Below are 23,067 nucleotides of genomic sequence, written 5' to 3'. Positions count from 1 at the left end.
CAGACCAGCGCCCGAAGGAGCCTTCCTATGGATAAATTTGGCAGATCGCAGCCCGTCATACGGGTCGAAGATACACGGTTTCTAACAGGCAGGGGCCGCTATGTCAGTGATATTGCACCGCGGGACGCGCTGACCGGGTTTGTTTTCCGCGCACCCGTCGCGCATGGCGTCATTACGCGTCTCGATGTCACAGACGCGCGTGCTGCCGATGGTGTGCATCTGGTCCTGACGGTTGAAGATCTCGAAGCGGCCGGTATGGACATCGCGATGCAATGCACCGTCGTCAAAAACCGAGACGGGACGGATGGCGCAAAGCCACTGCGCCCGATCCTCGCGAAGGAGAGGATGCGGTTCGTGGGCGAGCCTGTGGCCTTTATCGTGGCGGACTCACCGGAGCAGGCACGGGACGCAGCTGAGCTGATCGAACTCGATTATGATGATCTGGACGCGCATATGGATGTGGGTCCCGGTGACGCAGTGATCCACCCGGAGGCACCGCACAACCGCGCTTTTGACTGGGGCATGGGCGATGAAGCCGCGACCGAGGCGGCGTTTCAGGCAGCGGCACGCACCGTGTCGCTGGATGTGGACGATAACCGCATCATCTGCAACGCGATGGAGCCACGCGGGTGCTATGCAGAATGGGACGGCGCGCGGCTGCATGTGTCGCTGGGCGCGCAGGGCGTCTGGGCCCATAAAGCGCAGCTGGCGAAAGCGCTGAACCTGGACCCGGAAGCGGTGCGGGTGACGATCCCGGATGTGGGCGGCGGGTTCGGGATGAAGGCCTTTGCCTATCCGGAGTATTTCCTATGCGCACAATCCGCGCGGGTTCTGGGCCGCCCGGTAGCCTGGGCGTCCGACCGGACAGAGGCGATGCTGAGCGACAACGGTGGGCGCGATCTGACGTCGCTGGCCGAATTTGCCTTCGATGAGAACAACAAAATCACCGCCTACCGGGTGCATACCAAGTGCAATCTGGGCGCTTACAACTCGCAGTTCGGCCAGCCCATTCAGACCCAGCTTTTCAGCCGTGTGCTGGCGGGATGCTATGACGTGCAGACCACCTGGCTGCAGGTCGAGGGGTTTTACACCAATACTGTGCAGGTCGACGCCTATCGCGGGGCAGGACGGCCCGAAGCGATCTATGTTCTGGAGCGCCTGATGGACCGTGCCGCACGCGAGCTGGGGGTAGACCCCTTTGAGCTGCGCCGCATCAATTTCATCCGTCCCGATCAGTTCCCTTACAAGTCTGCGACGGGCGAGACCTACGATGTGGGCGACTTTGGCCGGGTGCAGGCGCGTGCCGAGGCCGAGGCCGATATTGCGGGCTTTGCGGCGCGGCGCCAGGCGGATGCCGCGCGGGGTCTGCTGCGCGGTATCGGCATCTGTTACTATATTGAAAGTATTCTGGGCGATCCTGCGGAAGGCGCATGCGTCGAGTTTAACGAGGATGGCACTGTGACGATCTATGTCGGCACGCAAAGCACGGGGCAGGGACACGAGACAGTCTATGCCACCTTCCTGTCGGATCAGACGGGTATTCCCGCTGATCTGATTGAGGTGGTGCAGGGCGACAGTGACCGCATTTCCCAGGGCGGCGGTACCGGTGGCTCCCGGTCGGTGACGGTGCAGAACAACGCTACCCTGGCCACGGTGTCGGTGATGACAGAGGCCTTTACCGCATTTCTGGCCGATGAAATGGGTGTGCCGGCCCCGGAGATCCGTTTTGACGACGAACGCTTCCGTGCTGAGGGATCGAACATGACCCCCACCATGCTGGAGGTCGCTGAAATGGCCCGCGCAAAGGGGCGCGCGGATCTGTTACGTCACGTTGCGCGCGCAAAGCTGGAGGCCCGCAGCTTTCCCAATGGTTGCCATATTTCAGAGGTAACGGTGGATCCCGAGACAGGAGTTGCTGCCGTGGACCGCTATACCGTCGTCGACGATTTTGGCAATCTTATCAATCCGATGCTGGCCAAAGGTCAGGTTCATGGCGGGGTTGTCCAGGGGATCGGCCAGGCCATTACAGAGCACGTGGTCTATGACGAAGACGGCCAGTTGCTCACGGCATCGTTCATGGACTACGCCTTGCCGCGTGCCGATGACGTACCCAATATTTCCTTTACGTCCGAACCGGTACCGTCAACCGCGAATGTTATGGGGATGAAGGGCTGTGGCGAGGCAGGCACTGTTGGTGCCCTGGCTGCTGTGGCGAACGCCGTACAGGATGCACTGTGGTCGCGTGGCGTGCGGCAGGCTGATATGCCCTTTACGCCGCACAAAGTATGGGAGCTTCTCAACAGTGAGGATATCGCTGCAGAATAACGGCGTTTTCGACTGGCTGGGCGCGCGGTTATGGCGGCGTCCGGCCAGCGATTTTGGTCCCCGCCGGGGCCCCGTTGTTCATGTTGTGATCCTTGACGGGACACTGTCGTCGCTGGAGCCGGGCTGTGAAACCAACGCCGGTGTAACGTATAAACTTCTGCGCGAGACGGGCCACCAGGTCTCGTTGTTTTACGAGCCGGGGGTGCAGTGGCGCAACTGGCGGTCTGCGATCGATGTGATGATGGGGCGCGGTATCAACCGTCAGATCCGGCGCGCCTACGGGTACCTTGCCTCGCGCTATCGACCCGGCGACAGTATTTTCCTTTTTGGCTATTCCCGCGGCGCCTATGCCGTGCGCAGTCTCGCCGGGGTTATCGATCTTGTCGGACTGCTGCGTGCGGAACAGGCGACGGAGCGTAATATCCGCGAGGTGTACCGCCATTATCAGAATGACCCGGCCAGCGACGCGGCAGGGGCCTTTTCAAAGGCCTATTGTCATGAAGCGACCGAGATCGAAATGATCGGGGTCTGGGATACGGTCAAATCACTGGGACTGAACATGCCGTGGCTGTGGCGCCTTTCAGAGAAAAAGCATGCATTTCACAGCCACGAGCTGAGCCACAATGTGCGGGCGGGTTTTCAGGCCCTGGCGCTGGACGAAACACGGGTGGCCTATTCTCCGGTGCTCTGGACCACGCCCGAGGGCTATCCCGGGCGCGTGGAACAGCTGTGGTTTCCGGGCACTCACGGCGATGTCGGGGGCCAGCTCGGCGGCTATGAGCCTGCGCGCCCGCTGGCAAATATTCCGCTGGTGTGGATGCTGGAACAGGCGCAGAAACGCGGTCTGCCATTACCGGCGGGGTGGTCACAACGTTTCCCGCGCGATGCGACGGTCCCCATGCTGGGCACGTTCCGCGGGCATGGCCGGTGGCTCGTCTCGCGCCGCCCGCGCATTTCGCTGCGCGACAGCTCGGAACGGGTGCACGACAGTGTGGCTATCCGCGAGGCGGCGCTGCCGCAGGCGACGGGCTGGCGTGGAACCGGTCGCACGGTCTGAGGCGCGTCATTTTTATGCCCGGTTCTGCGGTTAACCTGCGTTCCATCGCGAATGGAAAGATCTGGCATCGCACATCTGATAAAAAGCGCAGCATTGCTGGCGGGGATTGCCGCACCGGCGCAGACCGGCCAGCCCATCAGTGAAAGCATGGTGCAATGTGGCGCGCTTTATTCTGTCGCAGCGGAGTGGGTGAGTGAAGGACCCGGTCAGGAACGCCTGCTGCACGCGGCGGATGTCTGGGCGCAGGCGGCCTATGCCCGCGCGGAGCATAAAGGGCGAACAGATCCGGAGAACTGGGTTTCTGGCATGTGGCGCAGCAAGTGTAATGGCTGGTACGATCATGGCGCCGGTTACGTGTTTACACAGGATTTCCGCGACTGGACTGCCTATTGCCGCGCACTTGCGCGGCACGAAGGACTGGAAACTGATCCGGACTGAGGCCGGGGACAGATGTGTTGGACCGGTGGTCCGGAAAGCGGCGCTGTCTGATGTGCTCAGGGCGCGGCGTTTGCCGCGTGACGAAGGCCGCGCAGATAGGCCTGCGACAGAACGGCGGCGGCCAGGGCCAGTGCGAAACCCTGACCGAGCCCGAAGAGCAGGAATTCGATCACCAGGCCCATGGCCGTGAAGTCAGACAGGTGAATCCAGTCGTAACTATAGACCCCAACGGTTTCAAGCAGGTCTCCAAGGGCGAGTAAAAGAACCAAGATCAGCCCCGGACCCATGAAAAGCCCGAATGCCACGCGGAAAAACGACACCCGTGCGCGCTTCAGCGCCGGGCCCAGACCCGCCTGGTGGTCGATCACCGCGGCGGGAACAGCCGTGCCGAAGAGGGCGAGAAAAATCCAGTAGAGGATCAGAGTTGCCAGTACCGCCAGCCCGGTGTGCGTATCCGGGTCGAGGTTCTGACGGGCAGCCAGCGGTTGAAGCAATGCGAAGGACCCGATCATGAGAAAGATCCCCGCCACGGCAATCCCGACCGCCAGAAGCCAGAATTTCAGTTTTGGCTGCGCGGGGTATTCAGTCAGCGGCAGCACCGGATCGACCGGAACGGCTGTGCCGGACGGGCTGCCCAGCAATATGGTCCGGTGCAGCATGAACAGGATCCAGCCGGACAGGACAAGTTTTGCGCCTGCCGCACCTCCGCCCAGGCCAAATGTTTCCAGACCGATGTTGAGGGCGGGCACAAGCAGCAGGATCAGCAGGTTCGCGCGGAATGCTGTGGCGGCGAGGCGGAGTGTTTGCACGGATGGAATTTCCCTGATTCAGGTCTTGTTGACTCTGGTGTTTTGCTGTCTGTGATTCAGGTAAAACAATAAAAATCTGTAAGTACCATCAATTTTTTAAAGTGGTGCATGAAGGTCAGGCGATTTTCATGATGATGCAGGTTGTCGAGCCGGTGGCGTAGAGTTTGCCGTCCTCGCGCCCGCGGATTTCTGCATGCGCCACGCCTGTCGAACGGCCCGCGTGATCCACAACCGCCACGCAGTCGACCACCGTGCCGAGGCGCAGCGCCCGGGTGATGTTCACCTTGTATTCCAGCGTTGTATAGACGGACCCCTGCGGTACCATTGTCATCACAGCACAGCCCAGTGCACTGTCGAGCAGTGCACCGTACCATCCGCCGTGCACGGTGCCGCTGGGGTTCAGCACGCCAAAGGCAGGCTCACCGCTGAAACGAACGCGGCCCTCTTCGACCTCGTGCAGATCAAAACCAAGGGTTTCCGCAATGGGCGCACCTGCAATCTCGCCGTTCAGGATGCCCTGCATAAATTCAAGGCCCGACATCGTGACGATTTTCTCGGGCGGCAACAGGTCAGCAGGCGTCCGGGCGGCATATCGCATGAGGCTCTCCGTTGGTGTGATCTGCACCAAAGGCTAGCAGTCAGGGCTGCAGGCTCAAGGGGTTACGCCACGTCGCGCACACCCGTTGCCGCCTGGGTGACACCCAGCGCGTGGCAGATTTCGCGCGTCAGTTCGGGGCGGTTGAGCGTGTAGAAGTGCAGGGCATCGACACCTTCGTCGACCAGTTCCGAGCACATTTCTGTGCAGACTGCCCTGGCAAGCAGATCATGCCGGTTGTCGCGGATCGCTGTATCGAATGCCTGATCCAGCCAGGCCGGCACGCCGGTGCCGCAGCGCGCAGCAAAGGCACGGGCATTTTTCCAGTTTGTCACCGGCAGGATGCCCGGCGTGATCGGTGCATTGATCCCGGCTTTGACACAGGCGTCGCGGAAGCGCAGGAATGTTTCGGCCTCAAAAAAGAACTGGGTGATCGCCTCGGCTGCGCCGGCGTCGATCTTGGCTTTGAGCCAGTTGATGCTGTCCTGCTGGGTTGCGGCTTCGGGATGCTTTTCGGGATAAGCGCCGACCCGCAGCGTGAACTGGCCGGTTTCGGCGAGGGCCTCGATCAGCTCCACCGAGCTGGCAAACCCGTTTTCATGAGGTGTGAAACCATCGCTGCCCTCGGGCGGGTCACCGCGCAGGGCGACCAGATCGGTGACACCGGCTTTGGCAAACCTGCGGGCAACTGCCATCGTCTCGGCCTTTGTGGCACCGACGCAGGTCAGGTGCGCCGCGACCGGCAAACCAGAGGTTTTCCGCAATGTATAGGCGGCGTCGTGGGTCAGGTCGCGTGTCGATCCCCCGGCACCGTAGGTGACCGAAAAGAAACGCGGCTCCAGCGGGGCCAGCGCCTGGGCTGTGTCCCACAGACGGAACGAGGCATCGATAGATCGCGGCGGAAAGACCTCAAAAGAAACAGCGGGCGTTGTCATCGGGGCAGACTCCTGTGATTTCGCATCTTGTGCCATATCGGGAATAATGAGACAAACTCATAACTTTCATCTTTAACATGAGTTCGATATGCATATTGAGTTTCGCCACCTGCGTACCATTCAGGCCATCCACAAGGCTGGTGGCCTGGCGCGGGCGGCTGATCTGCTGCACATCACGCAATCGGCACTGAGCCATCAGATCAAAGGACTGGAGGATCAGGCCGGTGTCGAGCTTTTCGTGCGCCGCTCCAAACCGCTCAAACTGTCTCCGGCAGGGTTGCGGTTGCTGAAGCTGGCAGAACAGGTTCTGCCGCAGATCGAGGCATTGCAGGACGAGTTCAGCGGTTTGCGCGATGGCAGTACGGGCCGGATGCATATCGCCATCGAATGCCACGCCTGTTTCGAGTGGCTGTTCCCGGTTCTGGAGCAGTTCCGCAAGAGCTGGGGCGACGTGGACGTGGATATCCGTCCGGGTCTTGCCTTTGATGCGCTGCCGGCATTGCTCAAGGAAGAGGTCGATCTGGTTGTATCTTCTGACCCAGAGGACCTCGCCGGGGTGGAATTCGTTGAACTCTTTGATTACGCGCCTGTTTTTGTGGCATCCAGCGCACATCCGCTGGCACAGAAACCCTATGTGGATGCCGCCGACTTCCGCGGAGAGACGCTGATCACCTACCCGGTGGAAAGGTCACGCCTGGATGTGTTCAGCCAGTTGCTGATCCCGGCCAAAGTCGAGCCTGCAGGCATCCGGCAGGTCGAACTGACAGCCGTCATTCTGCTGCTGGTCGCCTCTAACCGCGGTGTGTCTGTTTTGCCGGACTGGGTTGTGCGCGAGGTCAAATATTCCTCTGATTATGTGACGCGTCCGCTGACCGAAAAGGGGATCACGCGCAGGCTTTACGCGGCGGTGCGGCGCGACGATCTTGATAAGCCCTTTATGCAGAACCTGCTGAAGCTTGCAGGGGAGGAGGCCCGCAAACTGCAGGCCGTCTAGACGGACAGACCGTGCGTGTTTCATAACAACGGCATGCTGTGATACCCTGTGCCGAAGTGTCAGGGGTGGCGGTTGAGGGTGGTAGAAAATATGGGGACAGGCAAAGAGTTTTATGCCGGACTGCCACGGACAGCCGCCTTTGACGACCTGTGTGATCCGGCCTGTTTTACCCCTGTACCCGAAGACTGGCTTGTTGGCGTCTCTGATGTGGTCAATTCCACGGTTGAGGTGGCGAACGGACGGTACAAAACTGTCAACATGGTCGGTGCGGCTGTCATTTCGGCGCAGATCAATGCGTCAGGTGGCGTGCCGTTTCCTTTTGTTTTTGGCGGTGATGGCGCGACATTTGCGATCTGGCCGGAACAGGCAGATGCAGCCGAAGATGCTTTGCGTGCCGTGCAGCGCTGGGCCGCTGACGAGTTCGGGATCGGGCTTCGGACCGGGCTTGTGCCTGTGCGCGACATACTTGCAGCTGGTCTGAGCATTGGTGTGGCACGGTATCAGGCGTCTGAAACAGCGGACTATGCGATGTTCAACGGTGGGGGGGTGTCATGGGCAGAAAGCGCCCTGAAATCATCCGGCTACGGATTTGACCCGGCACCCGAAGGAACCGTGCCCGACCTGACGGGGCTGTCGTGCCGCTGGTCGCCCACCACCGCGCGCAACGGCACAATTCTGTCGCTTGTGCTGCAGCCCGTAGGCGGGGTGGACGATGCGGCATTCACGGCCATCGCAGGACAGGTGATCGAACTGGCCCAGGGGCTGGAACGGGGCGGGCATCCGGTCCCTGTGGAGGGCCCCGGGTCCCGGTGGCCGCCGCCCGGGGTCAGCCTGGAGGCGCATGCGTCAAAGGGCACAGGCGCATTCTGGGCTGCCGGGCTCAAAGTGCTGTTTGAGACAATGGTGGCCTGGCTGCTGATGCGCACCGGGGTCACACTGGGCGGTTTCAGCGCGGAACATTACGCGCGCACGGTGTCCAGCAATTCGGATTTTCGCAAATATGACGACGGGCTGAAAATGACGCTGGATTGCGATCGGGATACTCTGCGTCAGATCAGGGATCTGCTGGCAAAGGCAGAGGCTGATCAGCTGGTCAGCTATGGCGTGTTCGAACAGGATCAGGCGATGATGACCTGTATCGTGCCGTCGATCATGACCGATGACCACATCCATTTCATTGATGGTGCCTCGGGCGGTTATACGCAGGCGGCGACGATGATGAAGCAGCGACGGAAAGCCTGACGCGGCCCGGTTCGCGCGTCTGACAGTGCGGCCACCACGGCGCCTGATCAGCCGGCGCGGGCGGGGGCGGGTGGCAGTTCGGCAGCAACGGCACCGAATGACGCGCAGGCTCTTTTCCGTGGGGCGCACAGACGATCCGGACAAAGCGACCATGCAGAGCCGGCTGAAGCCTGTGCGTCACAGGACACCCAGGCGTCAGGCCAGGTGCAATGATCCATCAGCTCTCTTCGGGCTGATCCTGCAGGCTCTCAAGCTCTGCCGAATCCACCGGTTGCTCACCGTCGACGGGCGTGACCTCGTCAGGACGGGACAGCGCCTCGTCGACCTGATCTGTCGTCGGGTTTGACGCGCGCACGGCATCAAGGACCTGGTCTTCCGGGCTGACATAGCCCGCTTCGCCCAGGCGGTCAGGGTCGGGTGCTTCAAGCGACCCCTTGTATTCCGCCAGCAGAGCATCCTCGGCCGCTTTGACAGCGTTTTCTGCCCCCGCATACTGGTCGATGGTGGCCTGAGCGGCAGCAATCGCATTTTCGTCCGGGACATCGGCAATCGTGCCGTCTTCGCCGGTTACGACGGCTTCCGCCTCTGCGATCTGGTCTGCGGAGACCACGGGATAGTCGTTGATCTCTGCAAGTTCCGTATCAGTGATGTCTTCGCCGAGCACGCCGAGTGCAGCCGCAATGTCTTCTTCGGTGGCATTCGGGTCGGTCAGCGTGGCGGCCGCCAGACGTTCTTCTTCTGTCGGCTGTGCGGCCGCGGTATCAAGCAGGTCGAAGGCCTGAGCGAGAGCAAGTGTCCTGTTAGCCTCATCAAAACTTCCGGTCAGTTCCGCCAGTCCGGAATCGGCGGCGGCGAGTGCTGCGGCAAGGCCCACGGGACCGTTGAAATTACCGTTCTGAAGATGTGCCAGCTTGGCGTTCGGACTGGAATTGATCGCGCCATTCAGCTTGCCCAGGTTGCTGGGGTGCAGCGGACCTTTGGTCGGGCGTGTGGCGGGACGCAGGCTGGCTTTGACCTCGGGAGCACTGCGTGCCTGTTTGGTCGCCTGACGCACCTGGCGGGTTTCTGACCGGCTGTTTTTGCCGAAGAGGCCCTTTATCGTGTCCCGGAATGATCCCGCCCTGGCCTTACCCTGGCCATTGGCGGATTTGTCTTTGCTGCGGCCGACCCCCTTTGCCTTGCCGTCGGATCCGCCTTTGCTGGCGCTCTTACCGTTGTCGCCGCTGTTGCCACCACCTTTGCCGCCGCCGTTTCCACCGCCGCCGCCGTTTCCGCCGCCGTTTCCACCTCCATTTCCGCCACCGTTCTTGGCGTAAGCGTAGTCAGCCGTTACGACAGTGACCGTGGGTGCAACAAAAAATGCGGAGATGGCCAGTGTCGACACACCGATTTTCAGAAAGTTCAGCATAGGAGTCCTCGCAGGTGTCTTTCGCAGCTATTCTGCTTGTCGGGACCCGATATGCCAGAAATATGTTCTGAATAAGCCGTTTCTGACCGGTTTTTGCCTTTTTTTCGCGGCCCGGGAGGGGCGGTGCCGGTCTAGAAGGCATGTGCGCCGCGTCTTTTGATCAAGTTTTCGGTGCGGGCCGGTCCGGCGACGGGGTGGCCTCAGGTCAGCGGGCGCGCCTCGCGGCGCGGCCCCCGCGGCGTTTTGTAAGCTGACCTGCGCGCGAGGGCAGGTCGTCGACGATCGCGCGACGTTCATCAGGGGACATGCGCGACCATTGGGTGATTTCGTCAATGGAGCGCAGACAGCCGGTACAGAGCCGCGCCTCGGGGTGGACAACGCAGATTTTCACGCAGGGGCTCTGCACTTCGTCGCGTTTCCAGATATCGTCTGTCATACCGTTCCCTCCCCGGCGCGCAGAACGCGGATACGGTCCAGCACACCCTGCAGAATATAGCCCGCGGCCACGTGGTCGATGACCTCTGCGCGACGTTTCCGGGACGTATCCGCCTCCAGCAGGGCGCGCTCGGCCGCCACTGTGGACAGACGCTCGTCCCAGAAGGTGACGGGCATATCAAAGCTGTCGAGCCGGTCGAGGTTGCGGGCAAAGGCGCGGGTGGACTGGCAGCGCGGCCCTTCCGATCCATCCATGTTGCGGGGCAGGCCCAGTACGACGCCGCCGATCTGCCTTGCCTGAAGAATATTCACCAGGGCGGCGGCATCGGCCGAAAACTTTTTCCGGCGGATGGTCTCGAGTGGTGTAGCGACCGACCAGAAGGTGTCGGACACAGCAACGCCAATGGTTGCAGTGCCCAGATCGAGACCGGCCAGACTGCGCATCGGGGGCAGGGCTGCCAGAAATTCTTCGGGTGTTTCCAGGATCATTCGGCGACCTGTGCGCGCTGTCCTGCACGCAGTAACAGATCAAGAGCGCGGGTATCATCGCCAAAGGCCTCTACCGCATTGTCATAGACCGCACGAGCCTGACCCTGCTGGCCCAGCACGCCAAGGGCTGTGATGAGCTGTGCCCAGTCTTCGACCGGGCCGCCTTCGGTAGCCAGACGTTCAGACAGGCCTGAGACCATATTGCCGATCATTTCCATGCGTTCGGTCGGGCTCAGGTTGCCCGCGGCCTCGATATCAGCCGCTGTAGGACCGCGCCCGCCGCCGATCGCCGGTATCTGATAGTTTACGCCCGCCCTGAAGGCCATGTCCTCGATCTGCGCCAGTACCGGTTCGATCCAGGGTGCCTCTGGCGGCCCCTCGCGCAGCAGCCCGTCCCAGATGCGGAACGCCGTGTCCGGCCGACCGGTCTGTGCCATCATCAAGCCGAAGTAATAGCGTGCTGTCCCGTTTGTGGGATCCATCGCGAGAGCGGTGTTGAGCGCGTCTTCGGCTTCGGGTGAAACGTAACCACCTGCGGCAAGGATCAGCATGTCGGCATAATCGGTGAAATCCGTGACAGTCGCGCCGGACCCCTTTATGCGGATAACCCCTGAGAGGGCCTCGGCGGCTGCAGGGAAATTATTGAGGTTGGCCTCGTTCTGGGCAAGCAGGATATGCCCCTGAAGATCATCCGGGCGCTGTTGGACGGTCTCACGCAGCTGCTCGACCAGCGCAATATAGTCCGGACTGGCGCTGGCGGGTGTCTGAACCGACGGCAGGCTGGCTTCGGCCGCGGCCTGAGAAGGTCTGTCGGCACGGCGCTCTTCGGCCATCCTGATGCGGTCTGTCAGCGCCAGATCGCCGTAGCCCGGGGCGCCCAGTTGCGTATAGAGACCAACGCTGCCACCGATCAGCAGGACCGCCAGGGCCGCTGAGACGACCCCGGGCGCACCTTTTCTGTCATCTTCGCCGGCCTGCCCGGCACGCAGGGCGGCGTCCGCAGCCAGAATCCGGCGGGAGATCTCGGCGCGGACCCTTTCTGCATCGGCGGGGCCGACCACGCCGCGTGCGAGATCTTTGTCAACCTCGCGCAGCTGATCCCGGTACACGCGCAGATCATAGGCGGCAGCAGGCTCGGTGCCGCCGGCACGGGGTGCGCGCATCGCCAGTGCGATCAGCACCGAAATGACGACCGCGAGGCCTGCTGTGATGATCCAGAAAGTCATGCCGTTTCCTCAGACTACAAGCTGACATGTAGCTGCTGCGCGCGCCGGTAAAAAGAGGCAAAAGGCCACGGCCACGTCACAGCTCTGTGCAATTGCGCCGCGTGTCGCAAACATGGCAGGATATGACGTGCTGAGTATCCTCTTTTCCGGGTGGACAGGCACAAGAGTGTCAACCTCAGCGCCGGTGCGATTCCGGCGCGCAGTCACGTTCGGGAACTGGTGCCATGAAACGCTATTCTGTCTTTGCAGTCGCCCGCGAGGCGGCACGCTATCACACTGGCTGGGAGCGCGCATGGCGCAAGGCAGAGCCGAAAAAGAAGTACGATGTGATCATCATCGGTGGTGGCGGTCACGGGCTTGCCACGGCGTATCATCTGGGCAAGCGGTTCGGGATCAAAAACGTGGCCATCCTGGAAAAGGGCTGGCTGGGCGGTGGCAATACCGGGCGGAACACGACGATCATCCGCTCGAATTACCTTCAGGATCCTTCTGCGGCGCTTTATGAAAAGTCCCGCTCGCTGTATGAGACGATGAGCCAGGACCTGAACTACAACGTGATGTTCAGCCCGCGCGGTGTCATCATGCTGGCGCAGACGCATCACGAGGTACGGGGCTACCAGCGTACGGCCCATGCCAATGCGCTGCAGGGGGTGACAACCGAGTGGATAACGCCCACCCGTGTAAAAGAGCTGGTGCCGATCATGAACATTGCCGGGCCGCGCTATCCGGTGCTGGGCGGTCTGTGGCAGGCGCGGGGCGGCACGGCGCGCCATGACGCCGTGGCCTGGGGCTATGCGCGGGCCTGTTCGGACATGGGTATGGATGTCATCCAGCAGTGCGAGGTGACAGCTGTCCGCCGCGAGGGCGGCAAAGTCGTCGGCGTGGACACGAACCGCGGGGCCATTGACTGCGACAAGCTGGGCATCGTCGTGGCGGGCAATTCAGGTCATGTTGCCGGGCTGGCAGGTTTCCGGCTGCCGATTGAGAGTGTGGCGCTGCAGGCCCTGGTGTCAGAGCCCATCAAACCCTGCATGGACGTGGTTGTCATGGCCAACACCGTGCACGGGTACCTGTCACAATCCGACAAAGGCGAAATGGTGATCGGCGGTGGTACCGACGGCTACAACAACTACACCCAGCGCGGATCGTTTCACCACGTCGAGGAAACCGTGCGCGCGCTGATCGAGACTTTCCCGATGCTGAGCCGTCTGAAAATGCTGCGTCAGTGGGGCGGGATCGTGGATGTGACGGGCGACCGCTCGCCCATTCTGTCCAAAACGCCCGTGGAGAATGTGTTCATCAACTGCGGCTGGGGCACCGGCGGGTTCAAAGCCACGCCCGGGTCAGGCTGGGCCATGGCCGAACTCATCGCCAAAGGACACGGGCCGCTGACGGATGAGTTTGGCCTCGACCGTTTCCGCGAGGGTCGGTTTATCGACGAATCCGTGGCCGCCGGGGTGGCGCACTGATGTCAGATGCTGTCGCCACCGCCGCCGGCCCCCTGTTCCCGGCTGCCATCACCCCGCTTAGCCAGTCCGCTGTCAGAGTGATGACGGGCGTTTCGCGTCGACATCACGTTGGCCACGATTGCAAGGATGGCGACGATAGCCAGACCTCCGAAGATCAGCAGTGCGTCATGCATTCAGTTGAGGTTCCCTTTGTTTCGGATGCACATCGGGTCTTTAAAGCGTCAGACTCAGTCCGGCGGACGGGAGGTTTCGCGCCCGGCCATTTCATGCACCGTGCGGATTGCCTGGCGGTCGGCCTCGGTCTGCGGGCCCGTTGCATTCAGATCATGTGCCAACAGGGTACGCTTTTTGCGGCGTTCCCAGATTGCGATGGAAACGCCTGCGACGAATATTCCCACCGAAAGCCAGAAAAGCCATTTCACAGGTCAGTCATCCTGGCCATGGGTGCGTGGCCCTTCGCCGGCGGCCGAGCCGAAAGCAATGAGGTTGCCGACGTCAATCTCGCGCCCGCCACGCGCGGCTTTGCGGGCGGCGATGCCGCGCCGTTCGATCACCAGCATGACAAGCGCGACGGCTGCGAAGCCACCAAAAACCAGTACGGCGATCATTTCCTTGCTCATCACGATTCTCCTCTGAACATGCCCGAAGCCAGTATAACCGATGTGGCCGCTGGCACCAAACCGGCAACAGATGGCCGACGCAGGCCTGCCCGGTTGGCCACGCGCCGCCCAAACCGGCCGGGGATTTCCGCCTGGATTGCGATGACCCCTGCAGCCGCCACACTGGCCTCCCGTAACAAGGAGACAGACCAATGGCTGACTACACAACACACAGTGACGGCATCAGCGGCAAAGGCATCCTCATCGCGCTGGTCGTCATCGGCGCCTTCGTGGTGCTGCTGGCGGCTCTCGGCACGGGAACAGTGCCCGTGGACCCTGACGCAACGGACGGTACGGCAACCATACAGACCGCACCGGCTGATCCTGAGGCGACAGCGCCCGCTGTCGTCGAATAAACCAAGACATACTGCAATGACCGCCAGAGGCGGGCGTCTGATGACGCCCGCCTTTTCTGCGTGCGGCGTCCAGAGCACCGGAGGCACACCATGCTGATCCTGACCTGTCCTGTCTGCGGCGTTACCGCCGAGGAGACAGAATTTCACGCCGGCGGCGAAGCGCATCTGAAGCGCTATGGCCCGGGCAGCCCGGACGAGCAGTTCGAAGAATATCTGTTCATGCGGGAAAACCCGCGTGGGGTGCACTTTGAGCGCTGGCGGCACGTCTATGGCTGCGGCAAGTGGTTTCACGCAGCCCGCTGCACGACCACACTGGAAGTCTTTGGCACCTATCCTGCGCAGACCCTCGAGCCGCCGGCCGGGCTGCGTAAAACCATTTCCAAAAAACGCCCGGGCTGGATCTGGAGGGAGTTCTCATGAGTTCGCGTCTGACCTCCGGTGGCCGGTTTGTAGACCGGGGCCACCCGGTGACCTTTTCGTTCAATGGCCGCACGCTTAGCGGTTTTGAGGGCGACACCCTGGCATCAGCCCTTCTGGCCAATGATCAGATGCTGGTGGGACGGTCGTTCAAATACCATCGTCCACGCGGAATTGTTGCATCGGGCGCCGAAGAACCCAACGGTCTTGTCAATATGGGCGAGGGCAACCGGTTTGAACCGAACCAGCGGGTCACCACCACCGAGCTTTTTGACGGGCTTGCGGCACGCAGCCAGAACCACTGGCCCAGTCTCGAGTTCGACATTGGCGCCATCAACACCAAACTGGCACGGTTTCTGCCGGCCGGGTTTTATTACAAGATGTTCATTCATCCACGCCCGCTCTGGAAGCACGTGTACGAGCCCTTCATCCGGCAGTCCGCTGGCCTGGGGCAGGCGCCGAAAGAGGCGGATGCCGACACGTATGAGCATTTCTATGCATTCTGCGATGTACTTGTCGTTGGTGGTGGCATCGCAGGCCTGCAGGCGGCCCGTGTTGCCGCGAAATCGGGTGCGCGTGTCATTCTGATGGAACAGACACCACACTGGGGTGGCCGTGCGCCCGTCGATGGCGGCACGGTGAACGGCGCGCCTGTGGATGAATTTGTGGAACAAATCGTTTCCGAGCTGGAAACAATGCCGAATGTCACAATGCGCACCCGGATGATGGGCGCGGGCGTTTACGACCATGGCTATGTCCTGGGATACGAACAGCTGCGCGATAACGCGCCGGCAAAACCGGGGCCGCGCCATCGCCTCTGGCGCATCCGCGCAGCGCAGATTGTAACGGCGACAGGGGCGATTGAACGTCCGCTGTCGTTTGCCGGTAACGACATTCCGGGTGTGATGCTTGCCTCGGCTGTGCGGGATTATCTGGTGAATTTCGGGGTGTCGGCGGGCGATCGGACTGTCATCGTGACAAACAACGATGACGCGTATCTGACGGCATTTACCCTGAATCATGCGGGTCGGACGGTGTCTGCGATCCTCGATGCACGTTCACCTGATCTGGAAAGCCCGGCGATGGTGCAGGCCCGTGCGCTGGGCATCCGGGTTCTGGCCGGGCATGGTATCGCCGCGGTCAAAGGTGGCAAGCGCGTCGCGTCAGTGGAGGTCTGTCGCCAGGAAGGATCGGGGGCAGTCACAGAAGAGATCGCCTGCGATGCTGTTGCGATGTCGGGGGGCTGGTCGCCCGTGGTGCACCTGTGGTCGCACTGCGGCGGGAAGCTGACCTGGGACACAGATCAGGCGATGTTCCGGCCGGATGTGGATAAAGCGCCGACCGGCGCCGATGGTGCTGCGTTTGTGACCGCCGCCGGGAGCGCTAACGGACTGATGTCTCTGGCCGAAACCGTTTCGGATGCGGATGCTGCGGGCAAGGCAGCTGCGAGGGCTGCCGGGTTCACACCGAAGCGGACGAAAGCGCCGGTGGGCGAGGCCTCTGAAGAGGCCCGGATGGAGCCTGTCTGGCTTATGCCGGCGCAGGCTGACTATGAGCATCGCGCCAAGGCGTGGCTGGATTATCAGAACGACGTCAAGGTAAGCGATGTGCAGCTGGCGGCTCAGGAGGGGTTTGAAAGTGTTGAGCATACCAAGCGGTACACCACGCTGGGGATGGCAACGGATCAGGGTAAACTGAGCAACATCAACGGCCTGGCGACGCTTGCTGGTGCGCTCGGGGCAGAGATCCCGCAGGTCGGGACCACAACGTTCCGTCCGCCCTACACGCCGATTTCGCTGGCCTCGATTGCCGGTGACGCCCGCGGAGAGGTGTTCCAGCCGGTCCGCCGGACGCCGATGCATGACTGGCACGACGACAATGGCGCGCACTGGGAGCCAGTCGGACAGTGGCGGCGTCCTTATGCCTATCTGCGCCAGGGCGAGACAGTCTCGCAGGCCGTAAACCGCGAAGTGCTGAACACCCGCCGGAACCTTGGACTGCTGGACGCCTCAACTCTGGGCAAGATCATCGTCAAGGGGCCGGATGCGGGCAAATTCATGGACATGATGTACACCAACATGATGTCGACGCTGAAGCCGGGCAAATGCCGCTATGGTCTGATGTGCTCGGAAAACGGTTTCCTGATCGACGATGGTGTGGTCGCCCGTATCGACGAGGATACCTTCCTGTGCCACACAACCACGGGTGGGGCCGAAAGCATCCACCAGCATATGGAAGAGTGGCTGCAGACCGAGTGGTGGGACTGGAACGTCTGGGTGGCCAATGTCACCGAGCAGTATGCGCAGGTTGCCGTCGTCGGGCCCAATGCCCGCAAAGTGCTGGAAAAACTCGGTGGTATGGATGTCTCGCGCGAGGCGCTTGGTTTTATGGAATGGGCTGACGGTGAGATCGGCGGATTTGCCTGCCGGGTTTACCGGATCTCATTCTCGGGTGAGCTGAGCTATGAAATCGCCGTAAAAGCGGGGCAGGGACGGGCATTCTGGGACGCTCTGACAGAGGCCGGCGCCGAATTCGGCGCAATGCCTTACGGTACCGAATGTCTTCACGTGCTGCGGGCTGAAAAGGGGTTCATCATGATCGGGGACGAGACAGATGGGACTGTTATCCCGCAGGATCTCGGACTGAACTGGGCCATCTCGAAGAAAAAAGAGGATTTCCTCGGCAAGCGGGCACAGGAACGCAGCCACATGACAGACCCGAAACGCTGGAAGCTGGTTGGTCTGGAAACACTTTCGGGCGCTGTGTTGCCAGATGGTGCCTATGCCACCGGGGCGGGCGTGAATGCAAACGGTCAGCGGAATGTGATCGGCCGGGTCACGTCGGCATATTATTCGGCGACGCTCGGGCGCGGTATCGCGATGGGGCTTGTTCTCGACGGACCGGATCGCATGGGAGAGGTGCTCGAATTTCCGGGCACCGAAGGGGCAACGTTCAAAGCCCGGATTGTCGATCCGGTCTTTTACGACAAAGAAGGGGAGAAGCAGAATGTCTGAACCCGTAACCGCCATGGGTGGCGTCGCCGCGTCCGGCGGCATTGCAGGCATCCGCGAAGCGGAACGTCAGGGCATGGTAACCCTGCGCGGCGACCTGTCGGCACCTGCAGTCGGAAAAGCCGTGAAATCAGTGACCGGCATGGCGGTTCCTGGTGCAGGCACGTTTGCACAGAAAGACGGCGTTGCCCTGTGCTGGATGTCCCCGGATGAGCTGCTGGTTCTGTGCGACTACGGGTCTGCCGAAGGCATTGTGCAGGCTTTTGATGCGGCATCCGGCAAAGCGCATCTGCTCGCCGTGAATGTGTCTGACGCACGGGCCTCCTTTCAGGTGAGCGGTGAGCACGCGCGCGACGTCATGGCGAAACTCTGCCCGGTCGATCTGGCCCCCGGGGCGTTCGGGACAGGCATGTTCCGGCGCACGCGGCTGGCACAGGTCGCAGCAGCGATCTGGATGCCGTCAGATGACAGTTTTCAGCTGATCTGTTTTCGCAGTCAGGCGCAGTACGTCTTTGATCTGCTCAGCATAGCGGCACAGCCAGGATCTGAAGTTAACCATCTGTGTTCAACGGGTTGACCCGCCTGCAGGGGGCTGAAACTGTCGGGCGGGCGGTATCGACAGGCACTGTGTGATCACACATGTCCTGCCCGAAAATGCCGTGCTGACTTGCCATGCTAAATCCGGGTTACTGATGAAAAAACAACTGGTTGCCGCTTTACTCTACTGTCTGACAACTCCGCCGGCAGTGGCGGGTGGATACGTATACGATTGTGATATCCCCTCCAACAGAGACCGGCCCGGCTGGATTCCGGCAAAGATGGGCATCGTGCTCGGCGAAGATGGTTCGGTCACCGTTCTTGATCCGATCATTCTACAGTTTCACGAAAAGCCGATGCAGGCCAGCGTACAGCGCAACGATGACCGGAAGCTGAGTATCGTCTGGACACTGACCAACGTTGAGAATGCGGACAAACAAAAAGCTGCGCAATTCAGTTATACGGCTCAGGTCAACAAAAAGAACAACAGGATTTCGGTCTCGGCCAGACCCGAGGGCTATTCGAACCGTTTTCATGGCCGGGGAAAGTGCGTGATACGCACCGAATAATCGCCAAATACGGGTGTTTTGGCCAAAAGGGACTTGAAGTCTTAACGCGGTGCGCTTCATGTCCCCGTATACCCATCGAATAACCAAAGGGGGCCCCAATGGCTTTTGAACTTCCTGATCTTCCTTATGCACATGACGCGCTTGCCTCGAAGGGCATGTCGGCAGAGACCCTGGAATACCATCACGACCTGCATCACAATGCCTATGTGACCAACGGCAACAAGGCGATTGAAGGCACGGAATGGGCTGATAAATCGATGGAAGAGATCATCGTCGGCACCTATGACGCCAATGCCGTCGCCCAGAACGGTATTTTCAACAACATCAGCCAGCTGTGGAACCATAACCAGTTCTGGGAGATGATGGGGCCGGGCGACAGCGCCATGCCGGGCGAGCTGGAAAAGGCGATCACCGAGAGCTTCGGCTCTGTTGACGAATTCAAGTCACAGTTTTCCGCCGCGGGTGCCGGACAGTTCGGCTCTGGCTGGTGCTGGCTGGTGAAAAACGCCGATGGTTCTCTGTCGGTGACCAAAACTGAAAACGGCGTGAACCCGCTGTGCTTTGGCCAGACTGCGCTGCTGGGCTGTGATGTGTGGGAACACTCTTACTACATTGATTTCCGCAACAAGCGCCCGGCGTATCTGACAAACTTCCTGGACAATCTGGTGAACTGGGAAAACGTGGCCTCGCGCCTGTAACTCCTGCCACCAGCATGACAGTCAGGCCCCGTGCGATGCACGGGGCCTTTTTTCTTGTACCGTCCCGCCATCGGGCGCATGAACAGCGGCAGGGAAAGGGCCGGCGCATGGTCAGTGAGACAGTACGGGGTGTAGCGGCCATCGGCGGTGCCGCAGTGATCTGGGGGCTTTCCCCGATCTTTTACAATGCGCTTGCGCATGTACCGCCCCTGGACGTGCTGGCGCACCGTTTGCTCTGGTCATTGGTGCTGTTCGGGTCAGTTCTGGCCCTGCAGCGGCGGTTGCCTTTGGTCTGGCAGGCTGTCAGCACAGGCCGGACGTTTGGTCTGATGCTGCTTGCGGCGGTGCTTGTGGCGCTGAACTGGGCCATTTTCATCTGGGCCGTGCAGACCGGGCAGACCACCCAGTCTTCACTGGGGTACTATATCTACCCGCTCGTAGCCGTCGTTCTGGGCCGGGTCTTCTTTGCCGAACGGCTGAGCGCTGTGCAATGGGTTGCCGTTGCGCTGGTGACGGCGGCGGTTCTGTTGCTGGTAGCGGGCCTGGGAACAGTGCCCGTGACGGCGCTGGCGCTGGCGGTCAGTTTCAGCTTCTACGGTCTGGTCAAAAAATACATTTCCGCCGGTCCGGTTGTGTCGGTGACCGCAGAAGTAATGCTTGTTTCGCCTCTCGCACTGGCACTTATGTGGCATTCCTGGCACAGCGGTGATGCTGTTTTCGGCGGTGATCCTGCCTCGGCTGTCCTGCTTGTGCTGGCCGGCCCGGTTACGGCTGTCCCGCTGATCCTGTTTTCCTACGGAGCCAGAAGGCTGGCGATGTCGACCGTTGGCCTGCTGCTCTATCTCAACCCGACAATGCAGTTTTCGGTCGCCGTCTTCCTGTTCGGTGAGCTGTTCACCGGGTGGCATCTGGCGGCCTTCGCTCTCATCTGGACAGCGCTGGCCCTCTACTCTGCATCAGGCTTCCGTCAGGAAAGGGCCTCCCGCAAAGCGACGCAGGCAGAGGCCGTGTCGGGTACCGCAGTATAGTAACTGTGCAGGCTGTCGTCGGCAAACCCACGGTCTGTTACGTGGCGCAGCAATGCGAGGAGCGGACCCCAGTAGTCATTTGTATTCACAAGTAAAACCGGCTTGTCGTGCAGCCCGAGCTGGCGCCATGTGAGGACTTCAAAAAGCTCATCGAGAGACCCGGCCCCCCCCGGCAGGACAACGACTGCATCGCAGTTCATGAACATCACTTTCTTACGCTCATGCATTGTTTCGGTGACCACGTAAGAGGTCAGATCCGTTTTCCCGATCTCCCAGCCCACAAGGTGCTGAGGGATGACCCCGAAGGTTTCTGCCCCGGCAGTCTGCGCCGCCCGCGCGACGGCACCCATCAGGCCGACATCGCCGGCGCCGTAGACCAGGCGCCACCCTTCGGAGGCAATAGCGGTCCCCAGGGCTGTGGCTTCCTGCATAAAGGCAGGGTCGTCGCCTGTGCGTGAGCCGCAGTAAACGCAGATGGATTTTGAAGGCATGATCACTCTTTCCTGACAGAGATGTCCTGAAATTGAACCAGGAGGTTTTGACCCGTGATAGAGCAGTTGCTATGTAGGCTCAATGTCTTCGCGTCTGCTCGCGTAAGGCTGCTGATCAGAAAGAGAAAAAGACTATGAGCGACAAGGGGGGAGCCACCGGACAGGCTGGCTCAGGGCTGCTGACGGCCGGTATCGTGATTGCAGTTGTGATCGCGGCTGGCACGTATCTCGGGCTGCGCGATGATGCAGAGCCGACGCAGGAAGATCTTGCCGCTCTGGTTGCGCCGGGGTCGGAGAGCCAGCCAGCTGCCGGGGAGAGCGGCGCGGTGAACGCCACAGGCGACGCCGGGGGCACCACCGAAGCCAGCCAGCCTGCGGCTTCTCAGGAAGCGGTTTCTGAAAGCGCAGAGGAAGTGGCATCCGGACTGGCAGAGGAACCGGCACGGGCCGTTCTGCCCTCTGTCGACGAAGTGCGCGTGGATGCTGGCGGTCTGATGGTTATTGCGGGTCGGGCGGCCCCCGGAGAAACCGTGCGTATCCTGATCGACGGAACAGAGATCGCGACTGCCACAGCGGACAGTCAGGGTTCTTTTGCTGCTGTTGCGACGCTCGGACCCAGTGATGCCGCGCGCGTTCTGACGCTCGAAACGGGCGAGGGCGCAGATGTTGTTGCTTCTGCCGCAGATGTCATTCTGGCCCCTGTTGCCGTGCCGGTGGATGTGGCCGAAGCCCCTTCGGAGAGAGAGACACCAGACGAAACACCGGCACCTCGCGATCAGACGTCAGTGGAGGACGCGGCGCAGACGGTCGCGGACGCGGCGGGAGAGCTGGTGGAGGACGTCACGACCGGCGTTGCGCAGGCAGGCGAGCAGATCGCAGGTACGGTCGCAAAGGCTGAAGAGGCCGTGGCGGACTTGGTGGCCGGTCTGCAGAGCGGGACCGCACAGCCAGCAGATCAGCCGGACCCGCCCGCAATAACAGGCACGCCGGAAACACCGGCCGAGAACAACGCGCCTATGCCAGAGGTGGTAGCGGAGAACAACACCGCCACACAGACAGATGACACAGTTGCCGCTGACGCGCAGTCTGACCCGCAAACCGCTGAGACAGGAGCCAGCAACGATGCGCCTGCAGGCGCGCCTGTCACAGCGGCGGTTCCTGTGGAGGATGACGCCGTCGAAGAGGTGGCGGCTGCCGCGGCGCCGGCGTCGTCTGAGCCATCGGGTAGCGGTGCGTCCGTCGAGAATGACGCCGTCACAGCAACCGCAGAGACAGCGGACACGGGCGATGCACCTGCACAGCAACAGATCGCGGTCCTGCAATCGACCGAAGAGGGCGTGGAACTGCTGGACACCGCGCCTGCAGCGCCCCGCACTGTCCGGCTCGATACGATCGGTTACTCCGATACCGGTGTTGTGCAGCTGGCGGGCAGAGCTGGGGTGGATGCGTCTTCCGTGCGCGTATACCTCGACAATGCACCCCGTGTGACGCTTCTGACGGATGACGACGGGGCATGGCGCGGCGAGGTGCCTGATGTGGCCCCGGGGGTCTATACCCTGCGCATTGACGCCCTGGACGCGGCGGGTGATGTCACCAGCCGCCTCGAGACACCGTTCAAACGTGAAGCGCCGGAGGTGCTGGCAGAAGCAACCGATGGCCAGACAGGACCTGTCAGCGCGGTGACTGTACAGACCGGTGATACGCTCTGGGCCATCGCGCGGGATCGCTATGGCGAAGGTCTGCTCTATGTGCGCGTGTTCGAGGCGAACCGGTCATCGATCCGTGATCCGGACCTGATTTATCCGGGCCAGATATTCGACCTGCCAGAGGACGGCTGAAACCGCTGCAACGGCGGGAAAACCGCTTCGGCGACTGGCAA

At 61.4% G+C, this 23,067-nt stretch carries 25 protein-coding genes; 14 read left to right on the top strand and 11 right to left on the bottom strand.

The window, feature by feature from the left end; genetic code table 11:
* The first annotated feature begins 27 nt into the window (after positions 1 to 27).
* From Q0792_RS15565 to Q0792_RS15555, 3 genes are read left to right on the top strand one after another with little or no spacing between them, the layout of a single operon-like run.
* Positions 28 to 2,325, top strand: coding sequence for a xanthine dehydrogenase family protein molybdopterin-binding subunit (locus Q0792_RS15565; protein WP_298842754.1), 2,298 nt, complete (start codon positions 28 to 30; stop codon positions 2,323 to 2,325).
* 16 nt (positions 2,326 to 2,341) lie between these two features.
* Positions 2,342 to 3,382 (top strand): DUF2235 domain-containing protein, encoded by a 1,041-nt coding sequence (locus Q0792_RS15560; RefSeq protein ID WP_298843824.1) that lies wholly within the window; start codon positions 2,342 to 2,344, stop codon positions 3,380 to 3,382.
* 51 nt (positions 3,383 to 3,433) lie between these two features.
* Entirely contained in the window at positions 3,434 to 3,820 is a 387-nt protein-coding gene (locus Q0792_RS15555; protein ID WP_298842751.1) for a hypothetical protein, read from the top strand.
* Positions 3,821 to 3,876: 56 nt separating this feature from the next.
* On the opposite strand, the gene Q0792_RS15550 is transcribed toward Q0792_RS15555, so the two are convergent.
* The 3 genes from Q0792_RS15550 to metF all read right to left on the bottom strand — a co-directional run bounded on the left by Q0792_RS15550 (position 3,877) and on the right by metF (position 6,159).
* The gene (locus Q0792_RS15550; protein ID WP_298842748.1) at positions 3,877 to 4,629 is read right to left on the bottom strand and encodes a hypothetical protein; all 753 of its coding nucleotides are present in this window, start codon (positions 4,627 to 4,629) and stop codon (positions 3,877 to 3,879) included.
* 115 nt (positions 4,630 to 4,744) lie between these two features.
* Entirely contained in the window at positions 4,745 to 5,227 is a 483-nt protein-coding gene (locus Q0792_RS15545; protein WP_298842745.1) for a PaaI family thioesterase, read from the bottom strand.
* A gap of 62 nt (positions 5,228 to 5,289) precedes the next feature.
* Entirely contained in the window at positions 5,290 to 6,159 is an 870-nt protein-coding gene (gene metF, locus Q0792_RS15540; protein ID WP_298842742.1) for a methylenetetrahydrofolate reductase [NAD(P)H], read from the bottom strand.
* An 88-nt stretch (positions 6,160 to 6,247) separates the two neighbouring features.
* On the opposite strand from metF, the gene Q0792_RS15535 reads away from it, so the two are divergent.
* Positions 6,248 to 7,153: a LysR family transcriptional regulator gene (locus tag Q0792_RS15535; protein ID WP_298842739.1), complete on the top strand. Its 906-nt coding sequence runs from the start codon at positions 6,248 to 6,250 to the stop codon at positions 7,151 to 7,153.
* Positions 7,154 to 7,231: 78 nt separating this feature from the next.
* Positions 7,232 to 8,395, top strand: coding sequence for a DUF3095 domain-containing protein (locus tag Q0792_RS15530; protein ID WP_367276784.1), 1,164 nt, complete (start codon positions 7,232 to 7,234; stop codon positions 8,393 to 8,395).
* Between the two features lie 217 nt (positions 8,396 to 8,612).
* On the opposite strand, the gene Q0792_RS15525 is transcribed toward Q0792_RS15530, so the two are convergent.
* The 4 genes from Q0792_RS15525 to ccmI all read right to left on the bottom strand — a co-directional run bounded on the left by Q0792_RS15525 (position 8,613) and on the right by ccmI (position 11,953).
* Complete coding sequence (locus Q0792_RS15525; protein WP_298842732.1) at positions 8,613 to 9,803, bottom strand: hypothetical protein; 1,191 nt, start codon at positions 9,801 to 9,803, stop codon at positions 8,613 to 8,615.
* Between the two features lie 205 nt (positions 9,804 to 10,008).
* The gene (locus Q0792_RS15520; protein ID WP_298842729.1) at positions 10,009 to 10,239 is read right to left on the bottom strand and encodes a DUF1289 domain-containing protein; all 231 of its coding nucleotides are present in this window, start codon (positions 10,237 to 10,239) and stop codon (positions 10,009 to 10,011) included.
* On the bottom strand, positions 10,236 to 10,727 hold the full coding sequence (ruvX, locus tag Q0792_RS15515; RefSeq protein ID WP_298842726.1) for a Holliday junction resolvase RuvX: 492 nt from the start codon (positions 10,725 to 10,727) through the stop codon (positions 10,236 to 10,238). The genes Q0792_RS15520 and ruvX overlap by 4 nt, the downstream gene beginning before the upstream one ends.
* Positions 10,724 to 11,953, bottom strand: a complete 1,230-nt coding sequence (gene ccmI / locus Q0792_RS15510) for a c-type cytochrome biogenesis protein CcmI (protein ID WP_298842723.1) — start codon at positions 11,951 to 11,953, stop codon at positions 10,724 to 10,726. Before ccmI ends, ruvX begins: the two co-directional genes overlap by 4 nt.
* A gap of 224 nt (positions 11,954 to 12,177) precedes the next feature.
* Here ccmI and Q0792_RS15505 point away from each other — a divergent pair, with 224 nt between their 5' ends.
* Positions 12,178 to 13,422: a sarcosine oxidase subunit beta family protein gene (locus Q0792_RS15505; RefSeq protein WP_298842720.1), complete on the top strand. Its 1,245-nt coding sequence runs from the start codon at positions 12,178 to 12,180 to the stop codon at positions 13,420 to 13,422.
* A gap of 2 nt (positions 13,423 to 13,424) precedes the next feature.
* On the opposite strand, the gene Q0792_RS15500 is transcribed toward Q0792_RS15505, so the two are convergent.
* Genes Q0792_RS15500 through Q0792_RS15490 form a run of 3 tightly spaced genes read right to left on the bottom strand, consistent with a single transcriptional unit; the run spans position 13,425 to position 14,042 of the window.
* Positions 13,425 to 13,595, bottom strand: coding sequence for a hypothetical protein (locus Q0792_RS15500; RefSeq protein ID WP_298842717.1), 171 nt, complete (start codon positions 13,593 to 13,595; stop codon positions 13,425 to 13,427).
* A gap of 54 nt (positions 13,596 to 13,649) precedes the next feature.
* Entirely contained in the window at positions 13,650 to 13,844 is a 195-nt protein-coding gene (locus Q0792_RS15495; protein ID WP_298842715.1) for a hypothetical protein, read from the bottom strand.
* A gap of 3 nt (positions 13,845 to 13,847) precedes the next feature.
* A complete protein-coding gene (locus Q0792_RS15490; RefSeq protein WP_298842713.1) occupies positions 13,848 to 14,042 on the bottom strand; it encodes a hypothetical protein in 195 nt (64 codons plus the stop codon).
* A 191-nt stretch (positions 14,043 to 14,233) separates the two neighbouring features.
* Between Q0792_RS15490 and Q0792_RS15485 the strand changes: the two genes are divergently transcribed.
* The 7 genes from Q0792_RS15485 (at position 14,234) to rarD (ending at position 20,697) form a co-directional block, all read left to right on the top strand.
* Positions 14,234 to 14,437: a hypothetical protein gene (locus tag Q0792_RS15485; protein ID WP_298842710.1), complete on the top strand. Its 204-nt coding sequence runs from the start codon at positions 14,234 to 14,236 to the stop codon at positions 14,435 to 14,437.
* Between the two features lie 90 nt (positions 14,438 to 14,527).
* A complete protein-coding gene (locus tag Q0792_RS15480) occupies positions 14,528 to 14,857 on the top strand; it encodes a sarcosine oxidase subunit delta (RefSeq protein WP_298842708.1) in 330 nt (109 codons plus the stop codon).
* Positions 14,854 to 17,868 (top strand): sarcosine oxidase subunit alpha family protein, encoded by a 3,015-nt coding sequence (locus tag Q0792_RS15475; protein ID WP_298842706.1) that lies wholly within the window; start codon positions 14,854 to 14,856, stop codon positions 17,866 to 17,868. The genes Q0792_RS15480 and Q0792_RS15475 overlap by 4 nt, the downstream gene beginning before the upstream one ends.
* Positions 17,861 to 18,442, top strand: coding sequence for a sarcosine oxidase subunit gamma (locus tag Q0792_RS15470; RefSeq protein WP_298842703.1), 582 nt, complete (start codon positions 17,861 to 17,863; stop codon positions 18,440 to 18,442). The genes Q0792_RS15475 and Q0792_RS15470 overlap by 8 nt, the downstream gene beginning before the upstream one ends.
* A 115-nt stretch (positions 18,443 to 18,557) precedes the next feature.
* On the top strand, positions 18,558 to 18,971 hold the full coding sequence (locus tag Q0792_RS15465) for a hypothetical protein (protein ID WP_298842700.1): 414 nt from the start codon (positions 18,558 to 18,560) through the stop codon (positions 18,969 to 18,971).
* Positions 18,972 to 19,069: 98 nt separating this feature from the next.
* Complete coding sequence (locus Q0792_RS15460; protein WP_298842697.1) at positions 19,070 to 19,669, top strand: superoxide dismutase; 600 nt, start codon at positions 19,070 to 19,072, stop codon at positions 19,667 to 19,669.
* Between the two features lie 107 nt (positions 19,670 to 19,776).
* Positions 19,777 to 20,697 (top strand): EamA family transporter RarD, encoded by a 921-nt coding sequence (rarD, locus tag Q0792_RS15455; RefSeq protein WP_298842694.1) that lies wholly within the window; start codon positions 19,777 to 19,779, stop codon positions 20,695 to 20,697.
* On the opposite strand, the gene Q0792_RS15450 is transcribed toward rarD, so the two are convergent.
* Positions 20,637 to 21,188 carry a TIGR00730 family Rossman fold protein gene (locus Q0792_RS15450; protein ID WP_298842691.1) on the bottom strand — a complete coding sequence of 184 codons (552 nt, stop codon included), beginning with the start codon at positions 21,186 to 21,188 and terminating at the stop codon, positions 20,637 to 20,639. The genes rarD and Q0792_RS15450 overlap by 61 nt on opposite strands.
* A gap of 134 nt (positions 21,189 to 21,322) precedes the next feature.
* On the opposite strand from Q0792_RS15450, the gene Q0792_RS15445 reads away from it, so the two are divergent.
* The gene (locus Q0792_RS15445) at positions 21,323 to 23,026 is read left to right on the top strand and encodes a LysM peptidoglycan-binding domain-containing protein (RefSeq protein WP_298842688.1); all 1,704 of its coding nucleotides are present in this window, start codon (positions 21,323 to 21,325) and stop codon (positions 23,024 to 23,026) included.
* The last annotated feature ends 41 nt before the right edge of the window (positions 23,027 to 23,067 follow it).

It is taken from the genome of uncultured Roseobacter sp. (assembly GCF_947495025.1).
Lineage (GTDB): Bacteria > Pseudomonadota > Alphaproteobacteria > Rhodobacterales > Rhodobacteraceae > Roseobacter.
This window is presented reverse-complemented; position numbering and strand designations above follow the sequence as displayed.

Bases quoted from the DNA above. Each gene is read 5' to 3' on its own strand.
- Q0792_RS15565 (WP_298842754.1), top strand. From the start codon at position 28: ATGGATAAATTTGGCAGATCGCAGCCCGTCATACGGGTCGAAGATACA.
- Q0792_RS15555 (WP_298842751.1), top strand. From the start codon at position 3,434: ATGGAAAGATCTGGCATCGCACATCTGATAAAAAGCGCAGCATTGCTG.
- Q0792_RS15545 (WP_298842745.1), bottom strand. From the start codon at position 5,227: ATGCGATATGCCGCCCGGACGCCTGCTGACCTGTTGCCGCCCGAGAAA.
- metF (WP_298842742.1), bottom strand. From the start codon at position 6,159: ATGACAACGCCCGCTGTTTCTTTTGAGGTCTTTCCGCCGCGATCTATC.
- Q0792_RS15535 (WP_298842739.1), top strand. From the start codon at position 6,248: ATGCATATTGAGTTTCGCCACCTGCGTACCATTCAGGCCATCCACAAG.
- Q0792_RS15525 (WP_298842732.1), bottom strand. From the start codon at position 9,803: ATGCTGAACTTTCTGAAAATCGGTGTGTCGACACTGGCCATCTCCGCA.
- Q0792_RS15520 (WP_298842729.1), bottom strand. From the start codon at position 10,239: ATGACAGACGATATCTGGAAACGCGACGAAGTGCAGAGCCCCTGCGTG.
- ruvX (WP_298842726.1), bottom strand. From the start codon at position 10,727: ATGATCCTGGAAACACCCGAAGAATTTCTGGCAGCCCTGCCCCCGATG.
- ccmI (WP_298842723.1), bottom strand. From the start codon at position 11,953: ATGACTTTCTGGATCATCACAGCAGGCCTCGCGGTCGTCATTTCGGTG.
- Q0792_RS15505 (WP_298842720.1), top strand. From the start codon at position 12,178: ATGAAACGCTATTCTGTCTTTGCAGTCGCCCGCGAGGCGGCACGCTAT.
- Q0792_RS15500 (WP_298842717.1), bottom strand. From the start codon at position 13,595: ATGCATGACGCACTGCTGATCTTCGGAGGTCTGGCTATCGTCGCCATC.
- Q0792_RS15490 (WP_298842713.1), bottom strand. From the start codon at position 14,042: ATGAGCAAGGAAATGATCGCCGTACTGGTTTTTGGTGGCTTCGCAGCC.
- Q0792_RS15485 (WP_298842710.1), top strand. From the start codon at position 14,234: ATGGCTGACTACACAACACACAGTGACGGCATCAGCGGCAAAGGCATC.
- Q0792_RS15480 (WP_298842708.1), top strand. From the start codon at position 14,528: ATGCTGATCCTGACCTGTCCTGTCTGCGGCGTTACCGCCGAGGAGACA.
- Q0792_RS15475 (WP_298842706.1), top strand. From the start codon at position 14,854: ATGAGTTCGCGTCTGACCTCCGGTGGCCGGTTTGTAGACCGGGGCCAC.
- Q0792_RS15470 (WP_298842703.1), top strand. From the start codon at position 17,861: ATGTCTGAACCCGTAACCGCCATGGGTGGCGTCGCCGCGTCCGGCGGC.
- Q0792_RS15465 (WP_298842700.1), top strand. From the start codon at position 18,558: ATGAAAAAACAACTGGTTGCCGCTTTACTCTACTGTCTGACAACTCCG.
- Q0792_RS15460 (WP_298842697.1), top strand. From the start codon at position 19,070: ATGGCTTTTGAACTTCCTGATCTTCCTTATGCACATGACGCGCTTGCC.
- rarD (WP_298842694.1), top strand. From the start codon at position 19,777: ATGGTCAGTGAGACAGTACGGGGTGTAGCGGCCATCGGCGGTGCCGCA.
- Q0792_RS15450 (WP_298842691.1), bottom strand. From the start codon at position 21,188: ATGCCTTCAAAATCCATCTGCGTTTACTGCGGCTCACGCACAGGCGAC.
- Q0792_RS15445 (WP_298842688.1), top strand. From the start codon at position 21,323: ATGAGCGACAAGGGGGGAGCCACCGGACAGGCTGGCTCAGGGCTGCTG.